The sequence below is a fragment of the Tabrizicola sp. TH137 genome (assembly GCF_002855575.1).
Taxonomy (GTDB): domain Bacteria; phylum Pseudomonadota; class Alphaproteobacteria; order Rhodobacterales; family Rhodobacteraceae; genus Paragemmobacter.
On sequence record NZ_PKRQ01000004.1, the window covers coordinates 226146 to 244710 of the forward strand.

Sequence of the window (18565 nt, forward strand, 5' to 3'; positions counted from 1 at the left end):
CGACATGAAGAAGTTCGTCATGGCCGCATTGGGCGGCACGCTGGCGGGAGCCCTGATCACCACGCAGGTCGCCGGACCGCTGATCGCGCAAGAGGCCGAACGAACCGAAAACGTCTATGAACAGCTCGATCTGTTCGGCGACATCTTCGAACGCATCCGCGCCCAGTATGTCGAAGAGGTGAACAGCCAGGAACTGATCGAAGCGGCGATCAACGGCATGCTCACCTCGCTCGACCCGCACAGCAGCTATCTCGCCCCCGAAGATTTCGATGACATGCAGGTCCAGACCCGCGGCGAATTCGGCGGTCTGGGGATCGAGGTCACGCAGGAAGAAGGCTTCGTCAAGGTCGTCTCGCCGATGGACGGCACCCCCGCCGATGCGGCGGGAATCGAGGCGGGCGATTTCATCACCCATGTGAATGGCGAAAGCGTCCTCGGCCTCACCCTCGACGACGCGGTCGAAATGATGCGCGGCCCGGTCGGTTCGGAAATCATCATCACCGTGGTCCGCGAAGGCGTGGAAGAACCCTTCGACGTCTCCATCATCCGCGACACGATCAAGGTCACCGCCGTCCGCTCGCGCATCGTTGGCAACACCGTCGTCCTGCGCGTCACCACCTTCAACGACCAGACAACGCCCGGCCTTGAAGAGGAACTCAAGAAGTCGCTCGAGGAACTCGGCGGTCTGGACAATGTCGATGGCTTCGTCATCGACCTGCGCAACAATCCCGGCGGTCTCCTGACCGAAGCGATCAGCGTCTCCGACGCCTTCCTCGACAAGGGCGAGATCGTCTCCACCCGTGGCCGCGACCCGGCCGATGGCGAACGCTTCAACGCCACGCCGGGCGATCTGGCCGGGGCCAAGCCCATCGTCGTCCTCATCAACGGCGGCTCCGCCTCCGCATCGGAAATCGTCGCCGGTGCGCTTCAGGACCACCGCCGCGCCATCGTGGTCGGCACGAAAAGCTTCGGCAAGGGCTCGGTGCAAAGCGTCGTCCCCCTGCGTGGCGATGGGGCCATGCGCCTGACCACCGCGCGCTATTACACGCCCTCGGGCCGTTCGATCCAGGCGCTCGGCGTGATGCCCGACATCGTGGTCGCCCAGCCGGCCCGCCCGCCGGAACCGGAAGGGGAAGAGGAGGAACGGTCCATCGCCCTCCAGCCGCAATCCGAGGCCGATCTGCGCGGCATCATCTCGAACGATTCGATGACCGAAGACGAACGCAAGCTTCTGGAAGAGGAACGCGCCCGGATCGAGGAAACCGCCGCCCTGCGGGACGAGGATTACCAGCTCGCCTATGCGGTGGACATCCTGCGCGGCCTCAAGGCCGTCGCCCCCTCGGCCCAACCCTGACCCGGAGGCGCGGCCCCGTCCAAAGGGCCGCGCAGACCCATGACGATCGACCCCGAAACCCTGCCCTACCGCCCCTGCGTCGGCGTCACGCTCATCAACGCGAAGGGCGAGATTTTCGCTGGCCAGCGTCTCGATGCCACCGTCCCCGCCTGGCAGATGCCGCAAGGGGGCATCGACGATGGCGAAAAGCCCCGCGCCGCCGCCCTGCGCGAACTCTGGGAAGAAACCGGCGTCACCGCCGATCTGGTGGAATTCATCGCCAAGACGCCCGACTGGGTCACCTATGACCTGCCGCCCGAACTCCTGGGCAAGGTCTGGGGAGGCAAGTATCGCGGACAGCGCCAGAAATGGTTCCTCTTCCGCTTCACCGGCACCGACGACCAGATTCGCATCGACAGCGCCCACCCGGAGTTTTCCCGCTGGCGCTGGATCGGCGCGGCCGAAATGGTGGCCTCCATCGTCCCCTTCAAGCGCAAGGTCTATGACGAGGTGGTGGCCGCCTTCCGCCCCCACCTCGCGCCGTAATGGTCACTGCGCCGCGATCCGCGCGCCCGCGACCATGTCCTTCACCATCGGAATGACCTTCTCGCCATAAAGGCGGATGCTCTCCATCAGATGGACATGCGGCATCGGCCCGGTCGAATACTTCATGTCGAACCGCGTCACCCCCAGCGCCGTCAGCGTCGCCGCGATCTTCCGCGCCACCGTCTCGGGGCTGCCCACATAGAGCGACCCCTGCGTGATCTCGCCCATGAACCGCTCCGTCGTCACCGGCGGCCAGCCGCGCTCGGCCCCGATCCGGTCGAACATCGCCTTGTAATGCGGCCAAAGCTGCTCGGCCGCCGCCTCATCCGTCTCGGCCACATGGCCGGGGCTATGCACGCCGATGGGCCGCACCACGCCTCCCACCTGCGCCACCGCACGGTGATACAGGTCCACATAGGGTTTGAACCGCCGCGGATCGCCGCCGATGATCGCCAGCATCATCTGCAAATCCTGCCGCACCACCCGGATCACCGATTCGGGGCTTCCCCCCACGCCAACCCAGACCTGCATCCCCGCACCCAGCGACGGATAGACCCGCGCCCGGCTCAACGGCGCCCGCGTCTCGCCGGACCAGGTCACCTCCTCCTCCCGCACCAGCCGCGCGAAAAGGTCCAGCTTCTCTTCGAAAAGCTGCTCGTAATCCTCCAGCGCATAGCCGAACAGGGGAAAGCTCTCCGTAAAGGACCCGCGCCCAAGGATCACTTCCGCCCGCCCGCCCGAAATCGCGTTCAGCGTGGAAAACCGCTGGAACACCCGCACCGGATCATCCGAAGACAGCACCGTCACCGCCGATCCCAGCCGGATGCGGTCCGTCCGCGCCGCGATGGCCGCCAGCACGATCTCCGGCGCCGAAACCGAAAAATCCGCCCGGTGATGCTCGCCCACGCCCAGGAAATGGATGCCCACCTGATCGGCCAGCACCCCTTGCTCCACCACCTCGCGCAGCACCACCTCATGGTGCTGCAACCGCCCCTCCGGCCCCAGCGTCGTGTCGCCGAACGTGTCCAGACCCAGTTCCACCTGCATCGCGGCCTCCATCATCCATTGCGGCGAAGATAGGCCCATCCCGCGCCGGACGGAACTCCGCACCCGCGCACAGGCTCAGCGCAGCACGAACCCCACCTCGTTCAACCGCGCCGCCGCAGGCGTCCAGGGCGCATCGTAGAAGGCATAGACCGGCCCCCCCTCCACCCGCAGCCCCCGCGCCTCGGCCCAGTCCCGCAACGCCTCCGCCCGCGCCGCCATGTCGGCACTGTCGGGCATCCCCGAAAACCCCTCCACCACCATCCGTGCCGCAGGCAACTCGCGCAGCACCACGCGGGCATCGCGCGGCACGGGCAGCCCCGCCGCCACGGCATCGGCCGGCATGGTGAAACGCACCGTCCAGACCCCCGCGCCCCGATCCGCCTGCTCCACCGGCACGGTCATGGCGATCTTTCCACCCCCTTCATTGCCGCCAAAGATATACCCCGCCAGCAGCCCGAACCCCGTATTCACCGCCGCCTTCCTCTCGCCCCGCACAGCCACCTCGGCCACCACGCGCCGCCCATAAGCCCGCACTTCCCGCGCGCCCTCCGCCGCCTCCACGGCATAGGCAGGCCGCTCATATCCCTTCCGCGTCATCCCGCCCTCTTCCCCGGCCCATCCCGCCCCGCACAGGGCGAGAGCCGCCACCAGACCCATCCCGAACCGCATCCCATCCCCCCACGCCACCACACCAAACCTAGCGCGCGCCCGGCCCCGGCCCAGCCACCCCTCCCCCCGGTCGCATCCCCGCCCCATTCACGCCCCAGCTTGGACGCGAATCCCGCGCATCCTTTCCCAACGCCTTGCGACGGACCCATTCCCATGACCAACGCCGATTTCGAAGCCCGCCTCGCCCGCATCCGCCAGACCACCCAATATCCCGCGCCCCCTACCCCCACTGGCCGCCCCAACAGCAGCCCGCCCCGCACCTATCGCGACCGGCTCGACCGCGCCCTCGCCGCCGCCGCCGCCGCAGGCATCACCGAAAAGGACTGCTTCCCCCCCGCCATGCGCGCCCTCTCTGCCATGGGCATCCCCGTGCGCCCGCTCCACTTCAAATCCGTCACCTCCCTCTTCCTCTTTGGCCTCTGCCTCGGCCTCGGCATCTTCGGCGGCGTGCTCTGGCTCCTGTCCTCGGGCATCGTGCCCACCCCCGAACGCGGCGCCCTTGTCACGGTGATCCGCTTCGGCTGGCCCGGCGTCTTTATCACCTCGCTCTGTATCGGCGCAGCCTTCGCCTTCGTCATCCGCAGGCAAGCCGCCCGCGCCGGCCTCCCCCGCTGGCAGGATCTCTGACCCGCGCGCAGCCTGCTTGCCAGAAACGGGATTCGCGCGTATCTACGGGCCCATGACCCGCTTCTTCGACATGGCCGATCACGCCCGCCTGCCCTGGCGCTTCACCCGCGAAAGCCGGTCCGTCCTCGCACGACTTATCTGACGCTGCCCCAATGCGTCCCGGCGCAGCCGCGCCACACCCACAGCCATATCCAACAAGGGATGAGCCATGACCGCTCCGCGCACCCTCTATGACAAGATCTGGGACGATCACGTCGTCCATCAGGCCGAAGACGGCACCTGCCTCCTCTATATCGACCGCCACCTCGTGCATGAGGTGACCTCGCCGCAGGCCTTCGAAGGGCTCCGCATGACCGGCCGCACCGTCCGCGCCCCGGAAAAGACCATCGCCGTGCCGGATCACAACGTCCCCACGACCGCAGGCCGCGACAAGCATATCGACAACGAGGAATCGCGGATCCAGGTCGAGGCGCTCGACAAGAACGCCAAGGATTTCGGCATCAACTACTACCCCGTTTCCGATATCCGTCAGGGCATCGTCCACATCGTCGGCCCCGAACAGGGCTGGACGCTGCCGGGCATGACCGTGGTCTGCGGTGACAGCCATACCGCCACCCACGGCGCCTTCGGCGCGCTGGCCCACGGCATCGGCACCTCGGAAGTGGAACATGTTCTGGCGACGCAAACGCTGATCCAGAAGAAATCCAAGAACATGAAGGTGGAAATCACCGGCTCGCTCCGCCCCGGCGTCACCGCCAAGGACATCACCCTGTCGGTGATCGGCGCAACCGGCACGGCGGGCGGCACCGGCTATGTCATCGAGTATTGCGGTCAGGCGATCCGCGAACTTTCGATGGAAGGCCGCATGACCGTCTGCAACATGGCCATCGAAGGCGGCGCCCGCGCGGGCCTCATCGCGCCGGATGAAAAGACCTTCGCCTATGTGATGGGCCGCCCCCACGCCCCGAAAGGCGCGAAATGGGAAGCCGCCCTCGCCTATTGGAAGACCCTCTTCACCGATGAAGGCGCGCATTTCGACAAGGTGGTCACGATCAAGGGCGAAGACATCGCCCCCGTCGTCACCTGGGGCACCTCGCCCGAAGACGTGCTGCCCATCACCGGCGTCGTTCCGGCCCCGGACGACTTCACCGGCGGCAAGGTCGAGGCGGCCAAGCGTTCGCTCGATTACATGGGCCTGACCCCGGGCATGAAGCTGACGGATATCGCCATCGACACGGTCTTCATCGGCTCCTGCACCAATGGCCGGATCGAAGACCTCCGCGCCGCCGCTGCGATCCTGAAGGGCAAGAAGATCAAGGTGAAACGCGCCATGGTCGTCCCCGGCTCCGGCCTCGTCCGCGCGCAGGCGGAAGAGGAAGGTCTGGCCCAGATCTTCATCGACGCAGGGTTTGAGTGGCGTCTGGCAGGCTGCTCCATGTGCCTTGCCATGAACCCCGATCAGCTTTCCCCCGGCGAACGCTGCGCGGCGACCTCCAACCGCAACTTCGAAGGCCGCCAGGGCCGCGGCGGCCGCACCCATCTCCTCTCCCCCGCCATGGCGGCGGCAGCGGCGATCACGGGTCATCTGACCGATGTGCGCGAGATGATGGCTGAAGAGGTGTGACCGTCGAATGGCCGCTGTCAGCCGATACATCGTCTATGCGGATGAGAGCGGCTCCCCCAACTTGGAGGCCGACACGAAGCATTTTCCGATCTTCGTGTTGACCTTCCTGATTGTGGAGAAGGACGTGTATGCCCGGCAGGTCGAACCTGACGTCACCTCCTTCAAGTTCCGCCACTTCGGACACGATCAGGTCATCCTGCACGAAAGCGATATCCGCAAGCAGCGCGGCCCCTTCGCATTCCTGCGCGCAGACCCCGCGCTCCGGCAAGGGTTCCTCGCGGAAGTTGGCTCGCTTGCGGCGCGACGGGACATCGCTTTTGAATGTGCAATCGTGGACAAATCGCGCGTTTCCCATGCACAGACGGCGTGGAGCCCCTACGACATCGCGCTGGGTATCTGCATGGAACAGACCGCCTTGCGCCTTATGCATGCAGGCGAGACCTCCGGCACAGTGCATGTCGTCTTCGAAGCGCGTGGAAGGAAGGAAGACGAACTTCTCGAACTGGAATTCCACAGAGTGGCCGCCGGGCAGGCGAAGGTCCGCTTCGGCGACAGCAATGTGCAGAGGTTCAACTGGGTTCCCGTTTTCTCCAGCAAGCAGACGAACTCGGCGGGTCTTCAACTCGCCGACCTCGCGGCGCGGCCGATAGGTTTATCCTATCTCCGACCGCACCAATCCAACCGCGCCTTCTCCGCGCTCCGGACCACTTCGGCTGCTGAAGGAGTGAAAATCTACCCCTGAAAGCAGAAGGGCCTCCGGGAAAAGCCCAGAAGCCCAACGCCGACCGAGAAAAGCCCAGCCCATTTGTCCATAAAATGTGGACTTACGGGCGTGAAGTCAACAAGTCAGAGGTCTAACGACATGGACAAATTCACCACCCTGACCGGCATCGCGGCGCCCATGCCGCTGGTCAATATCGACACCGACATGATCATCCCGAAGCAGTTCCTGAAGACGATCCAGCGCTCGGGTCTCGGCAAGAACCTTTTCGACGAGATGCGCTATACGCAGGACGGGCAGGAAATCCCCGATTTCGTCCTGAACCAGCCCGCCTACCGGCAGGCCCAGATCCTCGTTGCAGGTGACAATTTCGGTTGCGGCTCCTCGCGCGAACACGCGCCCTGGGCGCTTCTGGATTTCGGCATCCGCTGCGTGATCTCCACCAGCTTCGCCGACATCTTCTACAACAACTGCTTCAAGAACGGCATCCTGCCCATCGTCCTGCCGCAGGATCAGGTGGATATCCTGATGGCCGATGCCCGCAAGGGCGCCAATGCCCGCATCACCGTCGATCTGGAAGCGCAGACCGTCACCGCCTCCGACGGCCAATCCTTCCGCTTCGAGGTGGACCCCTTCCGCAAGCATTGCCTGCTGAACGGGCTGGATGACATCGGCCTCACGCTGGAAAAGGCCGCCCATATCGACTCCTTCGAGAAGAAGGTCGCCACCCTGCGCCCCTGGGCCTGAAATCGGGCGGCCTGACTAGCGGCCCTGATCACGCGAACCACAACATCTTGCGCCGCCCCTCGGGGCGGCCATTTTCTTACCTGAATCTTGATTCATTCGCGCAACACCTTGTCCGCGAAATGGCCGCATTGCGCGGCATACATACCAACGTCTGTTGTCACCCTTTTCGAAAGTTGGCACAAATTGGGCAAGATTGAGGCAATCCGCCACAATGTGCGGGAAATCGCCGGTTCTGGCACTCGGGGGCAACCCGGGGCCGTGCCGCGGGAAGGAAGCAGGGCAGTGGCTTCACGGCTCACAGGTGCGCTTTTGCGCGCGTTCATCGTTGCGGCGCTGGTTGTTGCGCCCTCCCTTCTGGTGCCCGGCCTCAGCGCTGACGCCCAGCAGACCATCGCCCTTGTCGCGCTCTTCGCCGCCGGCCTCACCTATGTCGAATACCGGGCCGAGGCGCCCGGCCTGATCGAATTCCGCGATGCGCCACCCTTCAACCGCACCCGCTTCGCGCTGCTCGCCCTTACCATCCTCGCGCTGTCGCTGATCGAACGCGGGCGCGAATTGCCGTCCACGCTGACAGATCTCGTCACCGCCATCGGAATGCTGATCGGCCAGGCGATGGACTTTCCCTACAGCCCCGTCCGCCTCGCCACCGAAGGCCTGGCCGATACCGCCACCGCAGCCGAAATCGCCATCGTCCGCACCGCGGCCGGCACCGCCTATCTGACCACGCTGCTGGGCCTCTTCGTCTTCTCCTTCCTGATGCGCCGCAACTGGCCGCGCCCGGGACGCGCTTTCAACGTCTGGGTCAACCTGCCCACCTTCGACCCGACCAGCGTCTCCGACATCGTCGCCCGCCTCGAACGCGACGCGCGCATTAACATTTCGTTAGGCTTTCTCCTGCCATTCCTGATGCCGGCATTGGTGCAACTGACGCTCGGCGGGCTCGATCCTGCCGTGCTGACCGCACCGCACACCCTGATCTGGATGATGGCGGCATGGGCCTTCCTTCCCGCAAGCCTCTTCATGCGCGGCATCGCCATGATGCGCCTCGCGCAGATGATCCGCGACAAGCTGCGGGCCAATGCGGCCCTCGCCGCACGCGGCGTGCAACCCGCCTGATTGTTGCGGCGCTGCTGATGGTCGCCCAGGCGGCCATCGCAGCCGCCCCGTCACGGGCCGAAACCCTCCGCATCGCGACCTGGAACATCGGGCTGGAGCGTTCGGGCCCCGGCCTCCTCCTCCAGGATATCGACCGCGGCACCGATCCCGCCATCGCGGCGGCGCTGACCGTCCTCTTGCATCTCGATGCCGATATCCTCGTCCTCACGGGGATGGATCATGACCCGGCGCTGCACGCCCTCCGCGCGCTGGCCCGCCGCCTGGCCGACAGGGGCCTCAGCTATCCGCATCTCCACGCCCCCCGCCCCAACAGCGGCCAGCCGACCGGCCTTGACCTCGATGGTGACAGCATCACCCATGGCCCCGCCGATGCTCAGGGCTGGGGCCGCTTCCCGGGCGCCGGGGGAAGCGCGGTCCTGTCGCGCCTCCCGCTCCTGACCGACGGCGCGACCGACCATTCCGCCTTTCTCTGGCGCGATCTGCCCGGCCATCTGATGCCGCCCGGCGATCCCGCCCACGCCGCCATCCAGCGCCTGCCCTCGCACAGCCACCTGCAACTTCCCGTCGCCCTGCCCGACGGGCGCCACCTCACCCTCCTGATCTGGCACGCCACGCCCCCCGTCTTCGACGGCCCGGAAGACCGCAACGGACGCCGCAACCATGACGAAGCCGCCTTCTGGCTCCGCCTCCTTGACGGCAGCCTGCCCACCCCGCCCCCCGCACCGCCCTTCGTGCTGATCGGCGATGCCAATCTCGACCCCGCCGATGGCGATGGACGCCCCGCAGCGCTCATGGCGCTCCTGACCCATCCGCTGCTGCGCGACGCCGCCCCGCGCGGCAGCCATGGCCGCAGCGAACCCGCCCATCAGGGCGATCCGGCCCTCGATACCGTTCTCTATCCCCGCCTCGGCGGCCTGCGGCTCGATTACATCCTGCCCTCGCGCAACCTCGCGCTGCGGGGCGCAGGCGTCCTCTGGCCACCGCCCGAAGACCCGCTCGCCCCCGTCCTCGCCGCCGCCTCGCGCCATTACCCGGTCTGGGTGGATCTTTCGCTCCAGCCCTCGGCAGAGGCACCCCCCTGACCCGGCCCCTCGATCCAGTCCAGCACCGCCTTGCGCCGCGCCTGGGCCACCCGCACCGCCGATCCGTCCAGCAGATCCAGCGTCACGTCGCGGCCCTTCCGCCGCGCCTGCATCACGGCCCCCCGCGCCACCCAATCCGACCGCGACACCCGCATCCCAAGCCCCTCGGGCAGCGCATCCGCCACAGGGCCGAACGGGCCGGGCAGGAAATGCTGCCCCTGCGCGGTGATCACCCGGATGTAATTCCCCTCCGCCGTGACCCGATACAGCTCGCCCACCTTCACCCGTTGCCCCTTGATCTCCAGTTCCGCCGCCGCCACCGGATCAAGCGCCACCGCCACCTGCCGCCCCCGCATGTCCTGAAGCACCGGACGCATCAGCAGCAGCAAAAGCACATGCGCCTCGATCTCCAGCAGCACATAGAGCCAGACCCAGATCACGACGAAATGCATCGGTTCCCCGAAGTCCCGCCCCGGCCGCACGTAGATCAGATAGACATAGGCCACTGTCGGAAACAGCGCGAAGACAAGCAGTTGCGGCGGCGCATTCAACCGCCGCACCGTCCCCGGCTTCTGCAACCATTCCAGAGCCAGCACCCAAAGCGCGATGGGCACAAGCGCGGTCAGAATGCAGAAACACACGATCAGCACCCGCTGGCCGGAAGACAGGGTCACCAGCGCGTGAAAAAGCTGCGTCTGGCTCAGAAAGGCCGCAAGCGCCATGTAGATCAGCAGCGAATAGCGGTGGAACAGCGCCTTGGGCAGTTCAAACCGATGAAAACGGACCCGATCCCCCGAAAACAGTTCCACCTCAAGCGTCGTCTGCCGGTCGATCACATCCTGTGTCACGGTTTCGTCCTCGTCGCTGCGCCCCTGCTGCGCCCCGCCGCCTCCCGCGCAGGTCTTCCCGTCCTGGCCGCGCCCCGCTCTCCCTCCGGCCCCGCCTCCTGCCGCCCTGCCCCGCCCTCGGTGACCAGAGGCTCGGCCCAGGCCTGCACCTGCGCCACCTGGCCGATGGCGACCGGCACCTTCGCGCCATCCTGCGTGTCGATGACAAGGCTCCGTGCGGACCGCCGCATCCCGACCACCGCCCGCGCCGCCACCCAATGCGACCGATGCACCCGGCGGCCCTGGCTTTCAGGAAGCCGAGCCACCATCGCCGAAAGCGGCCCCGGCAGCAGATGCCGCCCGCCCGCCGTCACCACCAGCACATAATTCCCCTGCGCCTCCAGCCGCAGCAGATCGCGCAGCGCCTCCGGCGCGTCCGGCAGATCGGCCTCGCGGGCCGGGGCCTCGGCCGCCCGCGCCTCGGCCGCCCGCATCACCGGCGGAACCGCCGGGCTTTGCGCCACCCTCTGCTCCGCCCGCAACTGCGCCAGCGCCCGCGGCACCGCCCCGCGCAACACCAATGTCGCCGCCAGTTCCAGATAGAAGGTCAGCACGATGGTCAGAAGCTGCAACCGCAGCGGCGACCACTGGGCCTCCATCCCGATCAGGTTCCCCGCATATTTCGCCGTCAACAGCAGGATCGGCGCGCCCAGAACAAGCCCCGGCGTCAAGGGCACCACCCGCCCTCCGCCCAGGCGCGTCAGCACCAGCCGCAGCAGGGCCACATAGCCCGCCAGAAACCACATCATCGCCACCAGCCCCACCACCACGGGCGGCAGATGCGGCGCATACAGCGCCGCCGTCGGATTGAACATCAGGAAGGTGACAAGGATCGGCAGGCTCAGAACCAGATATTGCAGCAGGACATAGCGATGACGGAAGACCCGCCCCAGATCATCGCCCGCCGCAAAAGACACCCGACAGGTCATCAACCGCAGCACCACGGCACCGTCGTCCTGCGCCAATTGCAGGCCGCCTCTGGACTCGGGGAGGAGAAATACCTGCCTGAGCTGCCTGTAAACCATTGCGATCATGGGATGCCGAAAACTCAACCAACACAACTCTGCTAAACACACGCCCTACCTCCGGCAAGCTAGGGCTACCCTTAAGGTTTTGAACTATACCAAAGATTAGGCCGCGGAAAAAGACCAACCCCCGTCCCCTCGTCCCGTCCCCCGCCCGCCCCACCTTGACCCGAACAGGTCAAGCCGCTAGGCCACCCCGCGACCCTTCCGTATCAGCAGGAGCGCCATCGTGGCCAATCCCTCCCTCCTCATCCTTGCCGGCGACGGCATCGGCCCCGAAGTCATGGCCGAGGTGAAAAAGATCATCGGCTGGTTCGGCACGCGCCGCGGCATCACCTTCGACGTGACCGAAGATCTGGTGGGCGGCTGCGCCTATGACAAGCACGGCACCCCGCTGCATGACGACACCATGGCCAAGGCGCAGGAGGTGGATGCCGTCCTCCTCGGCGCCGTCGGCGGACCGCAATACGACAACCTCGACTTCTCGGTGAAACCCGAACGCGGCCTCCTCCGCCTGCGCAAGGAGATGGACCTCTACTCCAACCTCCGCCCCGCCCAATGCTTCGACGCGCTGGCCGACTTCTCCTCGCTGAAGAAAGAGGTCGTCGCCGGCCTCGACATCGTCATCGTCCGCGAACTCACCTCCGGCGTCTATTTCGGCGAACCGCGCGGCATCTTCACCGAAGGCAATGAACGCGTCGGCATCAACACCCAGCGCTATACGGAATCCGAAATCGCCCGCGTCGCGCGCTCGGCCTTCGAACTCGCCCGCCGCCGCAACAACAAGGTCTGCTCGATGGAGAAGGCCAATGTGATGGAATCCGGCATCCTCTGGCGGCAGGTGGTGCAAGAGGTGCATGACAAGGAATATCCCGACGTCGCCCTCTCGCACATGTATGCCGATGCGGGCGCGATGCAGCTCTGCCGCTGGCCCAAGCAGTTCGACGTCATCGTGACCGACAACCTCTTCGGCGACCTCCTGTCGGATGCCGCCGCCATGCTGACCGGCTCGCTCGGGATGCTGCCCTCGGCCAGCCTCGGCGCGCCGATGGCCAATGGCCGGCCCAAGGCGCTGTATGAACCCGTCCACGGTTCGGCCCCCGATATCGCGGGTCAGGGCAAGGCCAACCCCATCGCCTGCATCCTCTCCTTCGCCATGGCGCTGCGCTACAGCTTCGATCTGGGGGAAGAGGCGACGCGCGTCGAAGCCGCCGTCGAAAAGGTGCTGGCCGACGGCGTCCGCACCGCCGATCTGATGGGTCCCGAAGGCGGCACCCCGGTCTCGACCAGCCAGATGGGCGATGCCGTCCTCGCCGCGCTCGACGCCTCGCTCTGACCCGCTGGATGGGCCAATGGCCCATCCTACCCCGCGCCACCGCGTAGGATGGGCCATCCGGCCCATCCCCCCGCAAGTCGGCACAACCGCACCTTGCACCCGCCCCCGTCCCGGTCCATTACGTTACCGCTACCAGCCCGCGCCGGACCGAAGGCCCCCCATGACCCCATCGCAATCCAACCTCAAGGGAGCCGCGTTGTCGCTTGCCGCCTTTGGCATCTACGCCACCCATGACGTGGTGGTGAAATATCTCGGCGGCACCTTCTCGGCGGTGCAGATCATCTTCTTCTCGGGCCTGCTCTCCTTCCCCCTCCTCTCCGTCATGCTGATGGGCGACCGGCGCGACGAAAACCTCGTCCCCCGCCACCCGTGGTGGAGCCTCCTGCGCGCCCTCTCCGCCGTCATCAGCGGGGTCCTCGCCTTCTACGCCTTCTCCACCCTGCCGCTGGCGCAATGCTACGCCATCTTCTTCTCCATGCCCCTCCTCATCACCATCATGGCCATCCCCATGCTGGGCGAGAAGGTGGGGCTCCACCGCGGCGCGGCCGTCCTTGTCGGGCTGGCGGGTGTCCTCGTCGTCCTGCGCCCGGGCGAGGCCGATCTCGAACTCGGCCATCTCGCGGCCCTCGCCGCCGCCGTCACGGCGGCCCTCGGCTCCGTCATCGTGCGCAAGATCGGCAAGGACGAACGCTCCGCCGTCCTCATGCTCTACCCCATGCTCGGCAACGTTCTGGCCATGGGCGCGGCGCTGCCCTTCGTCTATCAACCGATGCAGATCACCGATCTCGGCCTGATGGGGATCATCGCGCTCTTCTCCTTCCTCGCGGGCCTTCTCGTCATCAAGGCCTATCGCACCGCCCCGGCGATCATCGTGGCACCCATGCAGTATTCCCAGATCCTCTGGGCCGCCCTCTTCGGCTCGCTCCTCTTCGACGAATCAATCGACCGCTTCACCGCCATCGGCTCGGCCATCATCATCGCCTCGGGCATCTACATCGTCCTGCGCGAAGGCACGCCCTCCGTCTCGGGCAACCGCCCCGTCCTCTCCACCCGCAGCCGCCCCGAAACCGGCACCATGCCCCGCGTCAGCGTGATGATGCGGCGCATGGGCATCCCCGAACGTCAGGATTGACGCGCCCCACCCCTTGCAAAAGGCGCGGCAGGGCTGTAACCCACCCCCCACACGGTCGGAGCGTAGCGCAGTCTGGTAGCGCACCTGCTTCGGGAGCAGGGGGTCGGAGGTTCGAATCCTCTCGCTCCGACCAGTGATCGCTCCCCCCATCCCCCCTGACACCGCCCCGTCATGCAAACGTCATGACGCCGTCGCCCAACCGTCACGGCACCTTTGTCGCGCCGTCACAGCCCGTTGTTATGCGGGTCCCGTCATCCACCATGAACCGGGACACCCGCCATGAAGACCATCCTCGCCTCCGGCCTCCTCGCCGCCAGCCTGATCGCCGCCACCCCCACCGTCGCCGCCGAAACCATCCGCTTCGCCTTCACCGACATCGACGGGATGGAAGCGGTCCAGCGCGAGATGGGCCCCTTCAAGGAAGCCTTCGAAAAGGCCTCGGGTCTGACCGTCGAATTCTTCCCCGTCTCCGGCCGCACCGTCGCGGTCGAGGCGATGGCCGCAGGTCAGGTCGATTTCGTTCTCACCGGCCCGGCGGAATATGTCGTGTTCAACGCCCGCCTCGATGCCCAGCCCGTCGTGACCTGGGTCCGCCCCGATTACTGGTCCTCGGTCGTCGTCCTTGACGGCGCGCCGATCCAGTCGCCCGAAGACCTGAAAGGCAGCAAGATCTCCTTCGGCGAAATCGGCTCCACGTCCCAGCATCTCGGCCCCGTCACCCTGCTGTCCGAAGCCGGGCTCACCTATGCCACCGATTACGAACCCGTCTTCCTGAACCGCAATGTCGCGGTCGAGGCGCTCATCAAGGGCGAAATCGCGGGCATCGGCCTGAACCGCACCCATATCGACTCGATCACCGAAAAATTCCCCGATCAGAAATTCCGCATCCTCATGAAGGGCGACCAGCTTCCCGATGACGTGCTGCTCGCCTCGCCCGATGTCGCGCCCGAAGTGGTGGATACCGTCCGCAAGACCTTTGCCGAACAGGGCGACGCGATCCTCGCCGCCGTCACCACGACGGAAGAGAATGCCAAGTATATCGGCGGCTCCTTCAACGCGACTGTGACGGATGCGGATTACGACGTGGTCCGCCTGATGTATCGCAACATCGGCATCACCGAATTCGCCGAATTCGTCGGCCAGTGATCGCATCCGGGGACATGTGCCGATGAATGCCCCCCTTCTCCCGGCCCGCACGGCCACCGGCTCCACGCAAGTGGGGCCGGTGCTCCGCGTGACACGCCTGCACAAGGCCTATGCCGATGGCCGCACGATCCTTGACGGGGTCGATTTCGCCCTCGCCCCCGGCCAGTCCACCGCGCTGATCGGCGCGAACGGATCGGGCAAATCCACCCTTCTGAAATGCCTCATCCGCCTGACCGAACCCACCTCCGGCGGGATCGAGATGCTGGGTCAGGACATCCGCGCCCTTTCTCCCGCCGCCCTGCGCCGCTTCCGCGCGCAGGTGGGCATCGTCTGGCAGAAGCACAACCTCGTGCCACGCCTCTCGGCGCTGTCGAATGTCATCCATGGCGTGCAATCCCGCCTCTCCGGCCCCCGCGCCTGGTTCCAGTCCCTCGCCCCCGCCGAGGTGCGGGCCGAGGCGATGGCCTGCCTTTCCCGCGTCGGCCTCGCCGACCGGGCCGAGGCGCGGGTGGACAGCCTCTCGGGCGGCCAGCAGCAGCGCATCGCCATCGCGCGGATGCTGATGCAGCGCCCCGCCTTCATCCTCGCCGATGAACCCGATGCCAGCCTCGACCCCCAGACCGGGGAAGAGGTGATGTCCCTCCTCCTCAACCTTGTCCGCGCCGACGGCCTGTCGCTTCTGGTGATCTCGCACCGGCTGGAACACACGCTGGCCTTCTCCGACCGCATCCTCGGCCTGCAATCGGGGCGCATCGCGCTCGACCTGCCCACGGCGCGGGCCGATGCCGAAGGGCTGCGCCGCTTCTTCGATCACGGGACCCCCGCATGACCAGCCTTCCCGCCCCGCCCCGGTTCCAGCACCGCAGCCTCGCCGAATATGCGGGCCTTCTTCTGGTGCTGGCGCTGGTGATCTCCTCCCTCGCCGCCACCGCCCCCTCGGCCCAGGCCCTGGGCAGCGGCATCGCCCGCCTCTTCGCGCCCTCGGGCCTCCTGATGCAGATGTTCCCCCCGGATTTCTCGCGCATCGTGCCCATCGGCTGGAAACTGCTCGAAACCCTCCAGATGGCCGTCGCAGGCTGCGCGCTGGGCCTCCTCTTCGCCATCCCCTTCGCCATCCTCGCCACCGACCGCCTCTCGCCCCACCCCGCTGTGCGCTTCGTCGCCCGCTCGCTCATCGCGCTCTTCCGCACGGTGCCCGATCTCGTCTGGGCCATCATCTTCATCATCATCGTGGGCCTTGGCCCCGCCGCCGGCGTCATGGCGATCATGGTGGACAAGATCGGCTTCGCCGGCCGCTTCTTCGCCGAAGCGATGGAGGAAACCGATCCCGGCCCGCAGGACGCACTCCGCGCCATCGGCGCCTCGCGCATGGGCATCATCGCCTCCGCCGTCTTCCCCGCCTGCCTGCCCTCCTTCACCGCCACCTCCCTCTTCGCGCTGGAAAAGGCCGTGCGCGGCTCTGCCGCCTTGGGCCTCGTCGGCGCGGGCGGCATCGGGGTGGACCTCAAGGTCGCCTTCGACCTCTTCAACTATGACGAAGCCCTCGCGATCATCCTCCTTCTTCTGGCCCTCGTGATCGCGGTCGAACAGGGCTCGGGCTGGATCCGCAGGAAGCTGATATGAACGACATGACCACCGACACCGCCCATCTCTACTGGAACAAGGAATGGCAAAAGGCCGACGGCACCTCGCCCTGGGCCATGGCCGAACCGTGGGTGATGGACCATGCCGCCTCCCTCCCCCCCGGCTCCCGCATCCTCGACCTCGGCGCCGGCATTGGCCGCCATGCGCTCGCCTTCGCCCGCGCCGGTCACCACGTCACCGCCCTTGACGCGGCCGAGGCCGCCACCGCCGCCATCGCTGCCGCCGCCTTTGCCGAAGGCCTGACCCTCGCCACCCATCACGGGCCGATGACCGACCTGCCCTTCGCCCCCGCCAGCTTCGACCATGTCCTCGCCTGGAACGTCATCTACCACGGCGACGAATCCGTCGTCCGCCGCACCATGGCGGAAGTCGCCCGCGTCACCCGCCCCGGCGGCAGCTTCATGGCCACCATGCTCTCCGCCCGCCGCCTGCCCGTCGAACAGGCCAAGGCCCCGGGGCGCGAGATCAGCCGCAACACCTGGGTCTTCGACGGCGATGGCGACAAGATCCACCCGCATTACTTCTGCACCGCGCCGGAACTCCTCTCCCTGATGTGGGGCTTCGAAGTCGTCACCCTCTTCGACCGCCCGCATGAAAAGCCCGGCTCCTGGCACTGGCACCTTCTGGCGGAGCGTCTGAAATGACCGCCGAACTCATCGAAGGCGCCCGCCTCCTCCTCGATGACCGCATCGAAACCGGCTCCCTCCGGATAGAGAATGGCCGCATCACCGGCATCGACGTGGCGCGCGACGGCGCGACGGTGATCCCCGCCCGTGGCCTCCTCCTCGCCCCCGCCTTCGTCGATATCCACGGCGATGCCTTCGAACGGCAGGTCATGCCCCGCCCCGGCGTCACCGTCCCGATCCAAGGCGCGCTGCTGGAAACCGACCGCCAGCTTGCCGCCAACGGCATCGCCACCGCCTATCACGCCCTTACCCTGTCCTGGGAGCCGGGCCTGCGCTCCGTCGAAACCGGCTGGCAGATCGTCCGCGCGCTCGAGGAACTCCGCCCCCGCCTCACCGCCGACAACCGCATCCAGCTCCGCTGGGAAACCTTCTGCCCCGAAGCCGAACCCCTCATCGCCCATGTCCTGCAAGGGGCAGACCGCCCCGCGCTCGCCTTCAACGACCACACGACCAGCGCCCTCCTGCACCCCGATATCGCGCTGCATGACCGCCCCTTCGACCACGTCCCCGACTACCCGGTAACCGATATCACCAGCCCCGCCTTCGCCGCGAAACTCGCGGAACGCGCGAAACGCTCCCACATGACCCCGGCGGAATTCGTGGGTCTCATCACCCGCGTCTGGTCGCGCCGCCCGCAGGTCCCTGCCGATATCGACCGCATCGCCGCCATGGCCCGCCGCGCGGGCGCACCCATGCTCTCGCATGACGATGCCCAGATCGAAACCCGCGACCATTACCGCGCCTTGGGCGCCCGCGTCGCCGAATTCCCGATGCATGACCGTGTCTTCCGCGCCGCCCGCGCGGCAGGCGATGCCATCGTCCTCGGCGCACCCAATGCCATGCGCGGCGGCAGCCACCTCGGCAGCCCCGGCGCGGCCGAGATGATCGCCCGCGGCCTCTGCGACATCCTCGCCTCCGATTACTACTATCCCGCCATGCTCGGCGCGATGGTCCGGCTCTCCACCGACCGCATCGCCCCCCTGCCCGCGCTCTGGAAACTCGTCGCCGCCAACCCGGCGCTTGCCATGGGCCTCACCGACCGGGGCCGCATCGCCCCCGGCCTGCGCGCCGACCTCATCCTGATCGACTGGCCCGAAGGCGGCCATCCCGCCCCGCTGCGCACCTGGGTCGCAGGCCGCGCGGGTTATTCCGCCCTCCCCCCCGCGCGCCAGACCCGCCCCGAACCTGCCTTCTGAC

19 protein-coding genes and 1 tRNA gene are annotated in these 18565 nt (G+C 67.0%); 16 read left to right on the forward strand and 4 right to left on the reverse strand.

The window, feature by feature from the left end; all coding sequences use genetic code 11:
* Positions 1 to 4 precede the first annotated feature (4 nt).
* Both C0V75_RS13815 and C0V75_RS13820 read left to right on the forward strand, forming a co-directional pair.
* Positions 5 to 1354: a S41 family peptidase gene (locus tag C0V75_RS13815; protein WP_101921540.1), complete on the forward strand. Its 1350-nt coding sequence runs from the start codon at positions 5 to 7 to the stop codon at positions 1352 to 1354.
* Positions 1355 to 1393: 39 nt separating this feature from the next.
* The gene (locus C0V75_RS13820; protein WP_101921541.1) at positions 1394 to 1879 is read left to right on the forward strand and encodes an RNA pyrophosphohydrolase; all 486 of its coding nucleotides are present in this window, start codon (positions 1394 to 1396) and stop codon (positions 1877 to 1879) included.
* A 3-nt stretch (positions 1880 to 1882) separates the two neighbouring features.
* Here C0V75_RS13820 and C0V75_RS13825 read toward each other — a convergent pair whose 3' ends face one another.
* Together C0V75_RS13825 and C0V75_RS13830 are read right to left on the reverse strand one after the other, a co-directional pair.
* A complete protein-coding gene (locus tag C0V75_RS13825) occupies positions 1883 to 2926 on the reverse strand; it encodes an LLM class flavin-dependent oxidoreductase (protein WP_216821465.1) in 1044 nt (347 codons plus the stop codon).
* 75 nt (positions 2927 to 3001) lie between these two features.
* Entirely contained in the window at positions 3002 to 3595 is a 594-nt protein-coding gene (locus C0V75_RS13830) for a heme-binding protein (protein WP_158241848.1), read from the reverse strand.
* Between the two features lie 153 nt (positions 3596 to 3748).
* Between C0V75_RS13830 and C0V75_RS13835 the strand changes: the two genes are divergently transcribed.
* From C0V75_RS13835 to C0V75_RS13860, 6 genes are all read left to right on the forward strand, one after another.
* Complete coding sequence (locus C0V75_RS13835; protein WP_101921543.1) at positions 3749 to 4222, forward strand: DUF6404 family protein; 474 nt, start codon at positions 3749 to 3751, stop codon at positions 4220 to 4222.
* Between the two features lie 208 nt (positions 4223 to 4430).
* The gene (gene leuC, locus C0V75_RS13840; protein WP_101921544.1) at positions 4431 to 5846 is read left to right on the forward strand and encodes a 3-isopropylmalate dehydratase large subunit; all 1416 of its coding nucleotides are present in this window, start codon (positions 4431 to 4433) and stop codon (positions 5844 to 5846) included.
* Positions 5847 to 5853: 7 nt separating this feature from the next.
* Positions 5854 to 6588: a DUF3800 domain-containing protein gene (locus C0V75_RS13845; protein WP_101921545.1), complete on the forward strand. Its 735-nt coding sequence runs from the start codon at positions 5854 to 5856 to the stop codon at positions 6586 to 6588.
* A gap of 120 nt (positions 6589 to 6708) precedes the next feature.
* Positions 6709 to 7314 carry a 3-isopropylmalate dehydratase small subunit gene (gene leuD / locus C0V75_RS13850; RefSeq protein WP_101921546.1) on the forward strand — a complete coding sequence of 202 codons (606 nt, stop codon included), beginning with the start codon at positions 6709 to 6711 and terminating at the stop codon, positions 7312 to 7314.
* A 282-nt stretch (positions 7315 to 7596) separates the two neighbouring features.
* On the forward strand, positions 7597 to 8430 hold the full coding sequence (locus C0V75_RS13855) for a hypothetical protein (protein WP_173861075.1): 834 nt from the start codon (positions 7597 to 7599) through the stop codon (positions 8428 to 8430).
* Positions 8431 to 8516: 86 nt separating this feature from the next.
* Entirely contained in the window at positions 8517 to 9512 is a 996-nt protein-coding gene (locus C0V75_RS13860) for an endonuclease/exonuclease/phosphatase family protein (RefSeq protein ID WP_173861082.1), read from the forward strand.
* On the opposite strand, the gene C0V75_RS13865 is transcribed toward C0V75_RS13860, so the two are convergent.
* Together C0V75_RS13865 and C0V75_RS13870 are read right to left on the reverse strand one after the other, a co-directional pair.
* The gene (locus C0V75_RS13865; RefSeq protein WP_101921548.1) at positions 9458 to 10360 is read right to left on the reverse strand and encodes a LytTR family DNA-binding domain-containing protein; all 903 of its coding nucleotides are present in this window, start codon (positions 10358 to 10360) and stop codon (positions 9458 to 9460) included. The two genes, C0V75_RS13860 and C0V75_RS13865, sit on opposite strands and share 55 nt — an antisense overlap.
* Complete coding sequence (locus tag C0V75_RS13870; protein WP_143710428.1) at positions 10357 to 11364, reverse strand: LytTR family DNA-binding domain-containing protein; 1008 nt, start codon at positions 11362 to 11364, stop codon at positions 10357 to 10359. The genes C0V75_RS13865 and C0V75_RS13870 overlap by 4 nt, the downstream gene beginning before the upstream one ends.
* A gap of 289 nt (positions 11365 to 11653) precedes the next feature.
* Between C0V75_RS13870 and leuB the strand changes: the two genes are divergently transcribed.
* The 8 genes from leuB to C0V75_RS13910 all read left to right on the forward strand — a co-directional run bounded on the left by leuB (position 11654) and on the right by C0V75_RS13910 (position 18564).
* Positions 11654 to 12760 (forward strand): 3-isopropylmalate dehydrogenase, encoded by a 1107-nt coding sequence (gene leuB / locus C0V75_RS13875; RefSeq protein ID WP_101921550.1) that lies wholly within the window; start codon positions 11654 to 11656, stop codon positions 12758 to 12760.
* Positions 12761 to 12920: 160 nt separating this feature from the next.
* Positions 12921 to 13892 carry a DMT family transporter gene (locus tag C0V75_RS13880; protein WP_101921551.1) on the forward strand — a complete coding sequence of 324 codons (972 nt, stop codon included), beginning with the start codon at positions 12921 to 12923 and terminating at the stop codon, positions 13890 to 13892.
* Between the two features lie 56 nt (positions 13893 to 13948).
* Positions 13949 to 14025 (forward strand) — tRNA-Pro (locus C0V75_RS13885).
* A gap of 146 nt (positions 14026 to 14171) precedes the next feature.
* Complete coding sequence (locus tag C0V75_RS13890; protein WP_101921552.1) at positions 14172 to 15038, forward strand: PhnD/SsuA/transferrin family substrate-binding protein; 867 nt, start codon at positions 14172 to 14174, stop codon at positions 15036 to 15038.
* A 22-nt stretch (positions 15039 to 15060) separates the two neighbouring features.
* Positions 15061 to 15867 carry a phosphonate ABC transporter ATP-binding protein gene (locus C0V75_RS13895; RefSeq protein WP_101921553.1) on the forward strand — a complete coding sequence of 269 codons (807 nt, stop codon included), beginning with the start codon at positions 15061 to 15063 and terminating at the stop codon, positions 15865 to 15867.
* Positions 15864 to 16661: a phosphonate ABC transporter, permease protein PhnE gene (gene phnE, locus C0V75_RS13900; RefSeq protein WP_101921554.1), complete on the forward strand. Its 798-nt coding sequence runs from the start codon at positions 15864 to 15866 to the stop codon at positions 16659 to 16661. The genes C0V75_RS13895 and phnE overlap by 4 nt, the downstream gene beginning before the upstream one ends.
* Positions 16658 to 17326 carry a class I SAM-dependent methyltransferase gene (locus C0V75_RS13905; protein ID WP_254216474.1) on the forward strand — a complete coding sequence of 223 codons (669 nt, stop codon included), beginning with the start codon at positions 16658 to 16660 and terminating at the stop codon, positions 17324 to 17326. Before phnE ends, C0V75_RS13905 begins: the two co-directional genes overlap by 4 nt.
* The gene (locus C0V75_RS13910; RefSeq protein ID WP_101921555.1) at positions 17323 to 18564 is read left to right on the forward strand and encodes an alpha-D-ribose 1-methylphosphonate 5-triphosphate diphosphatase; all 1242 of its coding nucleotides are present in this window, start codon (positions 17323 to 17325) and stop codon (positions 18562 to 18564) included. Before C0V75_RS13905 ends, C0V75_RS13910 begins: the two co-directional genes overlap by 4 nt.
* Position 18565 lies beyond the last annotated feature (1 nt).

What these genes read in the sequence shown, in the direction of transcription:
- C0V75_RS13820 (WP_101921541.1), top strand. Translation starts at nt 1,394, where the DNA reads ATGACGATCGACCCCGAAACCCTGCCCTACCGCCCCTGCGTCGGCGTC.
- leuC (WP_101921544.1), top strand. Translation starts at nt 4,431, where the DNA reads ATGACCGCTCCGCGCACCCTCTATGACAAGATCTGGGACGATCACGTC.
- C0V75_RS13905 (WP_254216474.1), top strand. Translation starts at nt 16,658, where the DNA reads ATGAACGACATGACCACCGACACCGCCCATCTCTACTGGAACAAGGAA.
- C0V75_RS13890 (WP_101921552.1), top strand. Translation starts at nt 14,172, where the DNA reads ATGAAGACCATCCTCGCCTCCGGCCTCCTCGCCGCCAGCCTGATCGCC.
- phnE (WP_101921554.1), top strand. Translation starts at nt 15,864, where the DNA reads ATGACCAGCCTTCCCGCCCCGCCCCGGTTCCAGCACCGCAGCCTCGCC.
- C0V75_RS13845 (WP_101921545.1), top strand. Translation starts at nt 5,854, where the DNA reads ATGGCCGCTGTCAGCCGATACATCGTCTATGCGGATGAGAGCGGCTCC.
- C0V75_RS13815 (WP_101921540.1), top strand. Translation starts at nt 5, where the DNA reads ATGAAGAAGTTCGTCATGGCCGCATTGGGCGGCACGCTGGCGGGAGCC.
- C0V75_RS13830 (WP_158241848.1), bottom strand. Translation starts at nt 3,595, where the DNA reads ATGCGGTTCGGGATGGGTCTGGTGGCGGCTCTCGCCCTGTGCGGGGCG.
- C0V75_RS13880 (WP_101921551.1), top strand. Translation starts at nt 12,921, where the DNA reads ATGACCCCATCGCAATCCAACCTCAAGGGAGCCGCGTTGTCGCTTGCC.
- C0V75_RS13895 (WP_101921553.1), top strand. Translation starts at nt 15,061, where the DNA reads ATGAATGCCCCCCTTCTCCCGGCCCGCACGGCCACCGGCTCCACGCAA.
- C0V75_RS13835 (WP_101921543.1), top strand. Translation starts at nt 3,749, where the DNA reads ATGACCAACGCCGATTTCGAAGCCCGCCTCGCCCGCATCCGCCAGACC.
- leuD (WP_101921546.1), top strand. Translation starts at nt 6,709, where the DNA reads ATGGACAAATTCACCACCCTGACCGGCATCGCGGCGCCCATGCCGCTG.
- C0V75_RS13910 (WP_101921555.1), top strand. Translation starts at nt 17,323, where the DNA reads ATGACCGCCGAACTCATCGAAGGCGCCCGCCTCCTCCTCGATGACCGC.
- C0V75_RS13825 (WP_216821465.1), bottom strand. Translation starts at nt 2,926, where the DNA reads ATGCAGGTGGAACTGGGTCTGGACACGTTCGGCGACACGACGCTGGGG.